Origin of the sequence: Bradyrhizobium sp. ma5 (assembly GCF_042258955.1) — a bacterium.
Taxonomy (GTDB): domain Bacteria; phylum Pseudomonadota; class Alphaproteobacteria; order Rhizobiales; family Xanthobacteraceae; genus Bradyrhizobium.
The window spans coordinates 6,152,126-6,164,249 of the sequence record NZ_CP170156.1 but is presented as its reverse complement, the minus strand read 5'-3'; the positions used below and the strand labels follow the sequence as shown (position 1 = coordinate 6,164,249).

Genomic DNA, 12,124 nt, shown 5'->3' with positions numbered 1-12,124 from the left:
CTCGCCGGGACGACGAATGTCGGGGAGGTGACAGTTGCAAACACGACAACTACAAATACCAGGCCAGCACCGCCTTGAGCCGGGCGTTTTCGATCACCGGCAGCGCGACCACCTGGTTCATGCCGGAGCTGCGCGCCAGGGTAGCCGCGATCGTTTCATCCTGCTTCAGATGCTCGGTGAGCGCGGGCATGCCGGTGGCCCATGCGCCGCCGATAGAGCCTTCGCCGCGGCCGATTGTCTTTGTCGCATAGAGCGTGGCGAGATCGTACTGCTCGCTGCAATCGCCAGAGTGAAACACCAGCGCCGACCGCTCTTCGTTCGGCACCCAGATCTCGAACCGGCGCGCGATCGGCGTCGCCTGGGCCGACAGGAATGTCACCACCCAGGTCTGGTCGCCGGTCGTGTAGGGGATGCCGACGCCGCAATTGATGCCGATCTCGGATGCGTCCTCCCAGCGCAGGAATCCCTTGGAGTTGTGCAGATCCTTGATGATCAGCGGCATGCCGGCCTTCCAGGTCCGGCCGGGCAAGCCGAAGCCGCGCGGGAATTTGGTGTGACGCGAGTTGAATTCGAACATGTCGGCGGTGCCGTAGTAGCCGTCGACCAGCGCCATCTCGTGGGATTTGTCGGGATCGTTGTGCCAGAGTTCGATCGCCCCGACATGCTTCCTGTCGTCACCGCAGAGCAGCACCATCACCGCCATCAGGAATTCGCCGGCGAACACCGGAAGCGCGACGGCGCAGGTCAGGCCGGCCTCGCGCGCCTCGTCGGTTCGCTTGAAATAGGAGTTGGCGAATTCGGTCAGGATGACCGGATGGCCGCTCGCCCAGGCCTTGCCGGGAAGGCCCTCGTCATAGGCGAACAGCGCGCTCTCGCTGACCGCGTTGAACTCCGCGAACTCGGAGTTGTGCAGGCTGCCGCCGAATTCGAGCCGCGTCCGTGTTGGATCGGGCACCCACAGTTCAACAACGCGAATGAAGGTCTTCATCGCACGCACCTGCCGTCTCGCCGACTTCTAGCATCGGCGATGTCACGGCAAAATGTGCGCTCAAATAGCGGGCAAGCGACGCCCAAAGTTGATGCGAAGGCGCGATTTTGCCTCAGTCTCGATAGGACGGATCGGCGCGATCGAGCTTGCGCAGCAGCGCCGGCCAGGCGAGTTCGCCATTGCGCGCGGCGCGGCCGGGTTTGGGCAGCATCCGCTCATAGGTGTCTTCGAGGATGTTTCGCGGCGGATAGATCAGCTTGGTGTTGCAGGACAGCGCCATCACCTGGGTCTGGCAAGCGCGCTCGAGGCGGAACAGCACGTTGAAGGCAGCAGGCACGGTGCGGCCGACAACCAAGAGGCCATGGTTGCGCAGGATCATCGCCTCGTTGTCGCCGAGGTCGCGCACCAGCCGTTCGCGCTCGTCGACATTGTCGGCGATGCCCTCGAAGTCGTGATAGGCGATGTGCAGGAAGCGCATCGAGGTCTGTGCCAGCGGCAGCAGGCCGCATTCCATCGCGGACACCGCCATGCCAGCGGGGGTGTGGGTGTGCGCGACGCAGTCCATGTCGTGCTTGGCCATGTGGATGGCGCTGTGAATGACGAAGCCCGCGACGTTGACGTCATAGTCGGTGGCGTTGAGCAGCGTATTGCCCTCGACGTCGACCTTGATCAGGCTGGAGGCGTCGATCTCCTCATACAGCATGCCGTAGGCATTGATCAGAAACTGGTCAGTGGTGCCGGGCACGCGGCAGGAGATGTGGTTCGCGATCATCTCGGTCATGCCGTACATCGCCGTGAGGCGATAGCAGGCGGCGAGATCGACGCGAGCTTGCCACTCCTCGGCGCTCACCTGGTCGCGAACGGATTTCACGACCTTGATCGCGGGTGAGCTGACGGGCGGATTCATGGCGTTCTCTCCTTGAGACATCTGCGGGGCCGAGGCCCGATTGTTGGTGTGGACCATAGCAGAATCGGCACGGCGGCAAGCGGCGGCGCGTCTGCTAATTTGCAGGTCTGGCGGGCAAAAACCGAATGCGGCATTGGCGCACCGCGCCTTCGATGTCAGGATGCGGAAAAATGGCCGAGGCGCACAAAAATGAGCGAACGCAAGATTCGTATTGCCGTCCTGCATTTTTCCCACGAAACCGTCTCGTTCCTGCCGAACGAGACCACGCTCGACGACTTCATCTATCCGGGCTCGCCGGCCAAAGGCGAGGCGCTGCTGCAGTTCGATCCCAAGAACTACATGGGCGGCTTCGTGCAGGTGGCGCGCGAGTTCTCCGAGGTCGAACTGGTCGGCATCGAATCCCCGCTCTGGCCGAAGACCTACACCGGATCGGGCTGGATCACCCAGGAAGCCTACCGGACATTCGTCGGCAAGATGATTGCCGGGCTGAAGGAGGAGGGGCCGTTCGACGGGGTCTATCTGTGCCTGCACGGTGCGATGGCCGTGCGCGACGTGCCGCGGCCGGAGGCAGATCTGGCGCGGCAGGTCCGCGAGGTGGTCGGCCGTTCCGCGTTCATCGCCGCCACCTTCGACCCTCACGGCAATGAGGACGAGGCGTTCCTCGAACAGGCGGACATGGCGTTCGCCGTCAAATATTTTCCTCACTATGACGCGCATCTGCAGGGCGAACGGGCGGCGCGCATGCTGGTGCGGGCGATCCGCGGCGACTACAGACCGGCGCATAAGACCATCAAGGTTCCGGTGATCTCGCCGACCGTGCTGCAATGGACCGGCGCGTGTCCCTGGATGGATCTCGTGCAGCGCGCGCTGGTGTGGGAGGCCCGCGAGGTCGACGTCTACGTCAACATCTTCTTCGGCTTTCCGTTCGCCGATGTTCCCGACGTCGGCATGACCGTGCAGGTCCTGACCAACGACAATCCAAAGCTCGCGGAGCAGGTCGCGCGCGATCTCGCCGGTACGATCTGGCGGCTGCGCGAGGCGCTGCTGCAATCGACGAAACTGCACAGCATTGCCGAGGGCGTCGCATTGGCCAAGCAGGCGGTTGCCAATGGCAACACGCCGGCGGTGCTGGCCGATCACAGCGACCGTTCGGGATCGGCAACCTGGCTGCTCCGCGAGATCATCGCGCAGGACCTCGCCAACACGGTGATCGCTACGATTGCCGATGCCAGGGCGACGGCAAGCCTGAAGGCGGCCGGCGCCAAGGCCGGCGATGCCTTCGACATGGAGATCGGCGGCCGCGCCGACGAGTCGGCGGGCGATCCGGTCCGGATTCAGGGCACGATTTCGGCAGCGGGTGACGGATACGGGCAGTTCTGGGTCTGCGTGCGTTTCGGCCGCAACAATGCGCTGATCCTCTCCACCTATCTGGTGCAGGTCATGGAGCCGTTCTCGCTGAAGGCGCTGGTGCCTGACATCGGCAGCTTCGATGTGATGGCGATCAAGTCGCGGGTGCATTTCCGGCGTGGCTTCGACGACAACGGCTTTGCCAAGACGATCCTGCTGGTCGAGCCGGACCAGGCGTTCCTCGGCACCACGCGGCTGGACAAGCTGCCTTACAGGAACGTCGACCTCACGCGGTTCTACCCGTACGGCAATCCCCCATTCCCGGAGGCGTCGTCATGACAGAGGGCCGCTATCGCCTGATCGGATCGACCGCGTCGCCCTATGCGATCAAGTTGCGGGCGCTGCTGCGCTACCGACGGATCCCGCACGACTGGGTGATCATGACCAAGGCGCTGCGCGCGGTGACCGCGCATTTGAAGCCGATGCTGATCCCGGTGCTGCAATATTCCGACGGCAGCTACCGCGGCGAGAGCACGACGTTGGCCTACGATCTGGAAGCGCGTCACCAGGGGCGGTCGGTGATCCCGGAGGACAAGGCCACAGCCTTCGTCTGCGATCTCCTCGAGGATCTCGCCGACGAATGGGCGGTGAAGCCGTTGTTTCTCTATCGATGGTGGGATCCGGAAGATCAGGCCTATGTCTCGCGCTGGGCCGGCGAGGAGTGGTCGACGTCGGAGGCCGCGGCCGGCAGCCGCGCGGAGATCGAGGAATTCCGGCAGCGGCAGATTTCGCGCATGGTCATTCTCGGCGCCACCGAGGAGAACCGGCCGCTGCTGGAGGAGAGCTATCGCCGGACGCTTGCGGCGTTCGAGCCGCATGTCGGCATGACGAATTATCTGTTCGGCAGCCGGCCATCGCTGGCGGATTTCGCCTGGTTTGGCCAGCTCAGCGAGATGGCAACCGACCCGACCCCGATGCGGATCATGCGCGAGCGCGCGCCGTTCACCGATCACTGGGTGCGGCGGCTCGATGATGCGTCCGGTGTCGAAGGCACCTGGTATCCGCGCGAGCAGGCGCTTGGCGGGTTTGCCGAAGCGCTGCTGCGGATTGCGGGCGAGCTTTATCTGCCGTTCCTTGCCGCCAATGCCGATGCATTCGCGAAAGGCCTCGAGCGGCTAGAGATCAGTGTCTGGGGACTGCCTTACGCGCTGGCGCCGTTCAAATATCAGGTCAAGTGCCTGCAGCAGTTGCGCGAGAAGCTTGCCGCGCTGGATGCCGGCGATCGCGCGGCGTTGAAGCCCGTGCTGGAACGCACCGGATGCTGGGCGATCCTGAATGGTGGCTGATCGATCGCGGACGGCGACCAGGTTCAAAACGGCGTGAGCTCAGGTCCGGTGCCTGCTCCCGAGCGCGACCGCGACCGATTCCGGATGCCTGATCCGCTCGACCAGCATGTCGATGCGATCGCCGCCCCAGAACAGCTCGCCGTTGAACACCATGCTGGGCACGCCGAACACGCCGAGCGCTTCCGCTTCGTCGATGATGCGGTCGTGTTCCGCACGAGCAGGGCCGCGAACATAGGTTTCGAATGCCTCGGTGGAACCGCCGATCGCTGCGATCACGCCGGCAATCTCTGACAATTCGTCGATCTCCAGCTCGTGGTTCCAGAACCTCCGGAACACCGTGTCATGATAGGGCCGGAACAGCCCGTGGCGCTGCGCGAACAGCATCCCGGCGCTCGAGTAGAACGCGTCATAGATCCGGCGCGGGCCTTTCATGGTCAGTCCCTGCGCGTTGGCGAACCGTCGCGCATCCATGTAGGAGTAACGCACCTTGCGCCAGAAGTGCGGCGTGCGCGCCTCGACCGTGCCCATGAATTCGGGAATGCGAAGCGTGTACGGAAGCCACTCCAGCTCGACGTCAAGGGTCTCCTCGAGCTCGAACAGCCGCCTGTTGGCGACATAGGCATAGGGAGACTTGTAGTCGGTGTAGATGCGTACGCGCGGCTTTACGATCATCGTTCCTCACCCTGTCGGGACAATTGTTCCCGATCCCGCGCGATGACGCAATGTGGTGCGACGAAGGGGAGACGGCGCGCAAACGAATGGGCCCCGGTGCACTCAAGCATCGCGGGGCCCTGCTACTTCGTTTTAGCGAAGGATCTCTGGTGTAGACCAGTGGTGTTTCGGGACCTAAAAGCGCTTGGCCTTTGCGCTCTCGTCCTGCGGATATGTTCAGATTGTCGGCAGTGCACGCGGCTAGCAGCTGCTGTTCGCCTCAACGTGCACCGAGACCTTGCCGAGCAAGGTCGCTGGCTTTCGCCGGTGGCGTCATGCTCCTCTCCAAGGGTGGGCCGACGGACCTCTGTCCGCTTATCTGCCTGGCGGCCGATTCCAAAATCGTCCGCCAATTCCTGCGACGCGGGGAGCAGGCGCTCCCGCACCCCAACAGGTGCAGTCGGCGAAATGCTGCGGCAGATATCGCCTGCTGTCAAGTTAACGAGCGGGGTATTTCAGGTCAGCTTTCCTGTCGCGCCTTGGTCTTTCGATACTGCGTGAAGTCCGGATCGTGCGTCATTTTCCAGTAGTCGACGAACCGCCACGGCATTGCCGAGAACACGCGCCCGCTTCTGTTGCGGTAGTAGGTTGTCATGCCCGGATGTGTCCAGATCAACTGCTCATGTTCGGCATCGACGTTGCGGATGTATTCGTCATGCGCGTCGGGATGCACATCGATCGCAGCGATATCGTTCTCGATCATCTCGACGAGGCAGGCGGAGATGTAGCGGCTCTGGCATTCCGACTGGAAGATCACGCTGCCACCATGCGCAGGCCCCGAGTTGGGGCCGAGCATCAGAAACAGATTGGGAAAGTCAGGCACGGTGAGGCCGAGATAGGCGGTTGGATTGTCGTCGCACCAGGCCTGCTTGAGGTTCATGCCGTCGCGCCCGGTGATGTTGAGACGCGCCGCCATCTCCGACACCTTGAAGCCGGTCGAGATCACGATGACGTCGTGCGGCCGCGATGTGCCGTCGGCTGTGACGATTCCACCAGTCGCGAAATGATCGATCTTGTCGGTGACCAGCTCGACATTCGGACGGGTCAGCGTCTTGAACCAGTTGTTGTCGAGCAGGATGCGCTTGCCGTAGGGCGGATAGGTCGGCATGCACTTCTCGATCAAATCAGGGCGATCCTTCAGCTCGGAGAGGATGAAGTCGGCGAGCTCCTGGCGGTGCCGGTCGTTGCCCTTGTTGACGGCGCGGTCCGGATGAGGCCAGGCCGGGTCTTTGCGAAGGAACGGCAGCAGCCCGTCGCCGTAGCGCCAGAACATGTTGAAGCGGTACCACTGCACATAAAACGGCAGATGGGCGAGCAGCCACTGCGCGCCCTCGGTGATCGGGTCGGAATAGCCCTTCACCGGCCGCGCCCACTGCGCGGTGCGCTGGTAGACAGTGACCGAGGCGACGCGGTCGGCGATCGACGGCACCAGCTGCATCGCGGTCGCACCGGTGCCGATCACGGCGACATGCTTGCCGTCGAGCTCGATGTCGTCGGACCACAGCGCCGAATGAACCTTCAGGCCGGTGAAATCGCTGTCTCCCTTGAAAGACGCAGGCGAGGGATCGTTGAGTTGCCCGATCGCGCTGACCAGCGCGGTGGACTCGAAGGTCTCTTCACCGTTCGCGGTCTTCAGCGTCGAGATCCAGCGGCGCTTGGCTTCATCCCAGCGCGAAGCGACGAGCTCAGTGCTGAGACGTACGTGCCTGCGGATGTCGTATTCGCGCACGACCTTGAGCAGGTAGTCGAGCAGTTCCTGGCGCTGCGCGAAGTAGCGGGTCCACGGGTTGCGGGCGCCGAACGAGAAGGAATAGGAGTGGTTCGGCGTATCGACGCCGCAGCCGGGATAGCGGTTGACGTACCAAGTGCCGCCGATCTCGTCCTGCTTCTCGACGATGGTGTAGGGAATGCCGAGCCGCCCGAGCGCAACGCCGAGCGCGATCGCGCAGACCCCGGCGCCGACGATCAGCACATGCTGTTGCCCAAGCCTCGCCTCGGAGGGGCGCGCGCGCCAGCGCGCGTCGCGGGGAACGAATCCCATCTCTTCCCGCATCAGCGGCGCATATTCCGGCGCGACGTGCTCGCCGAGCGTCGCGCGCATCATCCGCAGCATCAGCTCGTCGCCGGGATCGGTGATGACGGGCGTAGGCGTTTCGTTCGCGAACAAGTTCAGCACGGCGGCGCGGATCTCGTCCTGGATCTCCTTCGGCACGCCGGCGTCCGGATCGGGGATCAGACGGACGTCGCGCTTCGGCTTGTAAGGCGGCTCGAGCCACTTCTCGTCGCCGGTCATGTGCACCAGCACCATCAGCAGCACGCGGATGTCGCCTTCGGCGATGGCGGAGGACAGATCGAGGTGTTGGCGCGAAAGCTCGATATTCATGCGTTGTCCTCAGCTCGCCGGTGCGTCGGGCAGACCGCCATAGGCGGCCCAGGTGGTGCCCACGATGTAGCCGGCATCGACCGGCAGGTTGATGCCGGTGATGCCGCTGCTCTGCGGCGACAGCAGCCAGGCGATCGCCTGCGCGACTTCCATCGGCTCGACCAACCGGTTCATCGCAGTCGGGCGGACCAGCAGATCCTTGTTCAGAGCGCCCGACGCGATGCCGGCTTCCAGCGCCGCTGTGCGGGTGAAGCCGGGCGACACCGCGTTGACGCGTACGCCGGAACGGCCCCATTCCGCGGCGAGCGTCTGCGTGATCTGGATGACGCCGGCCTTCGCCGCGGTATAGGCGTGGATCGGACCCGACGTCATGCCGGCCACCGAGGCGACATTGACGATCGCGCCATGCCGCCGCCTCGCCATGCCGATGCCGACGCTGCGCGCGACCAGAAAGGTGCCGCGCAGGTCGATATTGACCTCGCGGTCCCATTGCTCCATCCGCACCCGCTCAATCGTGTGCATCTTGCCGAACACGCCGGCTGCATTGACGAGGCCGGTGATCGGGCCGTGCGCCTTCTCGATATCCGCGATACCGGTGACGACGGCGCTTTCGCTCGCGACGTCGAATGGCGCCGGCCAAAGGATGGCGGCTGTTCCGACCAGCGGCTCGGGTGCGATGTCGACGATGACGACGCGATGGCCCTGATCGGAGAGCAGCGTTGCGGTCGCAGCGCCGATGCCGCGGCTGCCGCCGGTGACGAGGATGGTGCCGTCGGCGCTCATGACTTTCTTCCCTTGTCGCTCGTGGTGAAAAGGCCGCGCGTGACCAGCTTCTGATAGGCCGTGATGACGTAGTCGGGCACGGCGGCGACGCCTTGCTCGCAGTAGGAATAGCGGCGGCTGAGATAACCGCGAGCACCCATCAGGACCTGGACGATGGCCTCGAATTCCTCGTCGCTGAAAGTGTTGGTCGCCCCCGCAGCCCGCGCGCGCTGCAGGATCCTGACATAGGCATTCGAGATGTTGTCGAAGTGCTTCTGATAGCCGGTCGGCGCGAAGAACTCGGCCTCGTTGAGGATGCGGAGAAACTCGGGGACCTCGCGGATGAAATCGAAGAAGGCGCTGAAGCGCTCGACCTCCTGCCGGGCTTCATTGGCGGTGCCGGTGCGCGCATGGATGAAGCGGACCATGTCGAGGCCGATTTTCGGCAGCAGCTGATCGAGCAGCTCCTGGCGGTTCTCGAAGTGATTGTAGAACGTGCCCTGCGCCACGCCGGCAGCTTCCGTAATGCGCGCAACCGAGGCTTCGGCGTAGCCGTATTTGCCGACGACCTTGGTCGCGGCGTCAAAAATCTTCTGCTTGGTCCAGGCGTTGCGCTCGACCCGGTTGAGTTTTGTCACTTTGGCGGATGTCGCTTGCGTCATGCGGTGGCCTCGAGTTCGGCGCGGAGCACGCGTTTGAGCACCTTGCCGGATGGATTGCGCGGCAGGCTGTCGCGGATGATCAACTGCCGCGGCACCTTGAAGCCTGCAAGCCGCGCACGGCAGAATTCGGTGAGGTTGGGCAGGTCGAGCTTGGCGTCGTCCGCCAACACCACGATGGCGACCGGCTTCTCGCCCCAGCGGTCGTCGGGCAGGCCGATCACCGCGACTTCGCGCACCCCGGGGATTTCATAGATGACGCGCTCGACCTCGGAGGAGGCGATGTTCTCGCCGCCGGAGATGATCATGTCCTTCTTGCGGTCGGTCAGATAGAGGAAGCCGTCGTCATCGAGATAGCCGACGTCGCCGGTGCGGAACCAGTCGCCGAAGAAGGCGGATGCGGTCTTCTCCGGATCCTTCCAATAGCCTTGCGTGACCTTCGGGCCGCGCAGGCAGATCTCGCCATTCTGCCCGGCGGGCAGGCGCTTGCCGGCCTCGTCGCGGATCTCGATCTCGACATGGGCGATGGCGCGGCCGGTCGAGCCGATCTTCTCGATCTCGCGGCCGGCATCCATGAAGGTATCACCGCCGCAGCTTTCGGTCAGGCCGTAAGCATCGATGTAGCGCGCGTTCTTGAAGTAGTCGGAGAAGGCGCGGATGCGGACCTCCGGCGTCTTCTCGCCGCCGCCGATCGCCCATTGCAGGCTGGAGACGTCGTAGCGCGCGCGGTTCGGGCAGGTGAGGAGGGCCGTGGTCATGACCGGCGCGAACCATGCGGCATTCAACTTCTCGCGCTCGATCGCGGCCAGCGCCGGTTCAGGCTCGAAGGTGCGATGAATGCACAGCATGCCGCCGTGCCAGAGCACGGCGATGCCGGGCAGGTCGAGCGCGCCGACATGATAGAGCGGCCCGACGACGAGCAGCCGCGTGTCGGCGTTGAGCCCGAGCACCAGGGTCTGGTCGGCGGATTTCCAGTAGATGTTCTCGTAGGTGAGCATCACCCCCTTGGGGCGATCCGTCGTGCCCGAGGTGTACATCAGCCGCGTCAGGTCGCGCGGCTGGCGCACATTGATCGGCGCCGGCGCGATGTCGGGCGCAAGGTTGGTGACGCTGGACTGTGCGACTTCACCCAGCACCACCACCGGCGCGCCACCGGCTGCGATCGCTGCAAATTCCTCGTCGGCGACGAGCAGCCGTGCGCCGGAATTGCCGACGATGTAGCCGACCTCATCGGCCGAGAGGCGATAATTGATCGGCAGGAATACCGCGCCGATATGGCTGGTGGCGAACACCAGTTCGAGAAACGCCGTGCTGTTCTTCATCAGGACGGCGACGACGTCGCCCGGAGCGATCCCGCGTGCTGCGAGCCAGCTGCCGACCTGCCGGATCCGCAGATCAAAATCTGCGTAGGAGACATCTTCGCCGCGATATTTCAGCGCACAGCGGTCTGGAGTCCGCCTGGCATGAAATGCGATGAAGCTGGAAAGATTGATCATTTGCCGTCCGTCGGGCCGATTCCGGCGCCGCTTTCTCCCTAGATGAATTATGAGTCGTAATTCATCTTTGGCTTGACGTCACCCCCCTTGCTCTGAAAACATCGTGGCCATGGAGACGGAACGATCTCCGCAAGGGATTTTGGGAACGCGAACCCGACAGGGAGGGGAATATGACGAGGACCCGGAAACCGGGCATCAGCCGGCGCTCGACGCTTGCGCTGATGGGCGCCGGTGCGGCGACCTTTGCTGCGCCATGGGTGGCGCGCGCACAGGCCAAGACCATCAAGATCGGCATGCCGACCATTCTGTCGGGTCGCGTCGCGCAACTCGGCACGTCCTCGCGCAATGCGGTGATGCTGGAAGTCGAGAAGGTCAATGCCGCCGGCGGTCTTGCCGGACGGCAGATCGAGATGGTGATCCGCGATTCCAAGGGACAGCCGCAGGAAGCCGCGCGGATCGCGCGCGAGCTCGTCAACACCGACGGCTGCGAGATGCTGCTCGATGGCGAGGCGTCGTCGGGATCGTTCGCGGTTCACGAGGTGGCGCGCGATCTAGGCGTGCTCTGCATCCATACCTGCTCGGAAGCGTCGTCGCTGACCGCCGATCCCAAGCAGCACATTCCGAACGCGTTCCGTTGCGTGCGGCAGGGCATTCATGACTCGATCGTCGGCGCCGGCTACGCGGCCGGGATCGCCAAGGCCAAGGGCCTGAAGAAATGGGCGACCTGCTCGCCCGACTACGCCTATGGCCGCGACACCACCGGCGAGTTCGTGCTGTACCTGAAGAAGTTCGCGCCCGATGTCGAGATCATCAGCGAATCCTGGCCAAAACTGTTCCAGCCCGATTACACCGAGGTGGTGACCAAGATCCTGCAGGCGAAGCCGCAGGCGCTCTATTCCTGCCTGTGGGGCGGCGATCTCACCTCCTATATCGACCAGGCCAACATCTACGCGATGTTCACCCAGATGGAGGTGTTCGCGGTCAACATGGCCGACTACACCGCACTCACGGTGGTGAAGAACCTGCCGAAGGGCATCCATTCCGGCGATCGTTACATCAAGACATTCCCGCCGACGCCGGAGAATGCAGCCTGGGGCGATGCCTACAAGGCGAAGTACAACGAGTACCCGACCAACTGGTCCTGGCAGAACGCGACGGCGGTCATGTTCCTCAACGAGGCGGTCAAGAAGGCGAACTCGACCGACGGCAAGAAGGTCGCGGAAGCTCTCACCGGGCTCACCATCAAGTGTCCGTTCGGTGCCGACGGCACCGTCACCATGCGCGCCGACGACCACACGCTGGTCGGCTACGCGATCGGCTGGGGCACCACGATCCCGCAGGAGCCCTACGTGCCTGACGTGAAGGCCGGGGACTGGAAGACCATCTTCGAGCTCGAAGCCGAGTGGAAGAAGAGCAAGGGCTACACCTGATCCGCATGCGGCGCGGAGGCAGCGACCCGCTGCCTCCGCCTGCCGTCTGAAGTTTGTCGCGCGCCGGCGTTGCGGCCCGCCGTAATGGATGATTT

The 12,124-nt window shown here is 63.9% G+C and carries 10 protein-coding genes; 3 read left to right on the top strand and 7 right to left on the bottom strand.

Going from position 1 to position 12,124, the window contains the following annotated elements; all coding sequences use genetic code 11:
* Positions 1 to 49: 49 nt before the first annotated feature.
* Entirely contained in the window at positions 50 to 988 is a 939-nt protein-coding gene (locus ACE103_RS28920; protein WP_375775832.1) for a GAF domain-containing protein, read from the bottom strand.
* 112 nt (positions 989 to 1,100) lie between these two features.
* Positions 1,101 to 1,895, bottom strand: a complete 795-nt coding sequence (locus ACE103_RS28915; RefSeq protein ID WP_375775831.1) for a class II aldolase/adducin family protein — start codon at positions 1,893 to 1,895, stop codon at positions 1,101 to 1,103.
* Positions 1,896 to 2,084: 189 nt separating this feature from the next.
* Here ACE103_RS28915 and ACE103_RS28910 point away from each other — a divergent pair, with 189 nt between their 5' ends.
* Both ACE103_RS28910 and ACE103_RS28905 read left to right on the top strand, forming a co-directional pair.
* The gene (locus ACE103_RS28910; RefSeq protein ID WP_375775830.1) at positions 2,085 to 3,581 is read left to right on the top strand and encodes a M81 family metallopeptidase; all 1,497 of its coding nucleotides are present in this window, start codon (positions 2,085 to 2,087) and stop codon (positions 3,579 to 3,581) included.
* Positions 3,578 to 4,588 (top strand): glutathione S-transferase N-terminal domain-containing protein, encoded by a 1,011-nt coding sequence (locus ACE103_RS28905; RefSeq protein ID WP_375775829.1) that lies wholly within the window; start codon positions 3,578 to 3,580, stop codon positions 4,586 to 4,588. The genes ACE103_RS28910 and ACE103_RS28905 overlap by 4 nt, the downstream gene beginning before the upstream one ends.
* 39 nt (positions 4,589 to 4,627) lie before the next feature.
* Here ACE103_RS28905 and ACE103_RS28900 read toward each other — a convergent pair whose 3' ends face one another.
* From ACE103_RS28900 to ACE103_RS28880, 5 genes are all read right to left on the bottom strand, one after another.
* Positions 4,628 to 5,257 (bottom strand): 2-hydroxychromene-2-carboxylate isomerase, encoded by a 630-nt coding sequence (locus tag ACE103_RS28900; RefSeq protein ID WP_375781202.1) that lies wholly within the window; start codon positions 5,255 to 5,257, stop codon positions 4,628 to 4,630.
* 502 nt (positions 5,258 to 5,759) lie between these two features.
* The gene (locus ACE103_RS28895) at positions 5,760 to 7,682 is read right to left on the bottom strand and encodes an NAD(P)-binding domain-containing protein (RefSeq protein WP_375775828.1); all 1,923 of its coding nucleotides are present in this window, start codon (positions 7,680 to 7,682) and stop codon (positions 5,760 to 5,762) included.
* Positions 7,683 to 7,691: 9 nt separating this feature from the next.
* Positions 7,692 to 8,465, bottom strand: a complete 774-nt coding sequence (locus ACE103_RS28890) for an SDR family NAD(P)-dependent oxidoreductase (RefSeq protein WP_375775827.1) — start codon at positions 8,463 to 8,465, stop codon at positions 7,692 to 7,694.
* Complete coding sequence (locus ACE103_RS28885; protein WP_375775826.1) at positions 8,462 to 9,106, bottom strand: TetR/AcrR family transcriptional regulator; 645 nt, start codon at positions 9,104 to 9,106, stop codon at positions 8,462 to 8,464. The genes ACE103_RS28890 and ACE103_RS28885 overlap by 4 nt, the downstream gene beginning before the upstream one ends.
* Positions 9,103 to 10,599, bottom strand: a complete 1,497-nt coding sequence (locus ACE103_RS28880) for an AMP-binding protein (RefSeq protein WP_375775825.1) — start codon at positions 10,597 to 10,599, stop codon at positions 9,103 to 9,105. The genes ACE103_RS28885 and ACE103_RS28880 overlap by 4 nt, the downstream gene beginning before the upstream one ends.
* A 170-nt stretch (positions 10,600 to 10,769) precedes the next feature.
* On the opposite strand from ACE103_RS28880, the gene ACE103_RS28875 reads away from it, so the two are divergent.
* The gene (locus ACE103_RS28875) at positions 10,770 to 12,029 is read left to right on the top strand and encodes an ABC transporter substrate-binding protein (RefSeq protein ID WP_223968999.1); all 1,260 of its coding nucleotides are present in this window, start codon (positions 10,770 to 10,772) and stop codon (positions 12,027 to 12,029) included.
* The last annotated feature ends 95 nt before the right edge of the window (positions 12,030 to 12,124 follow it).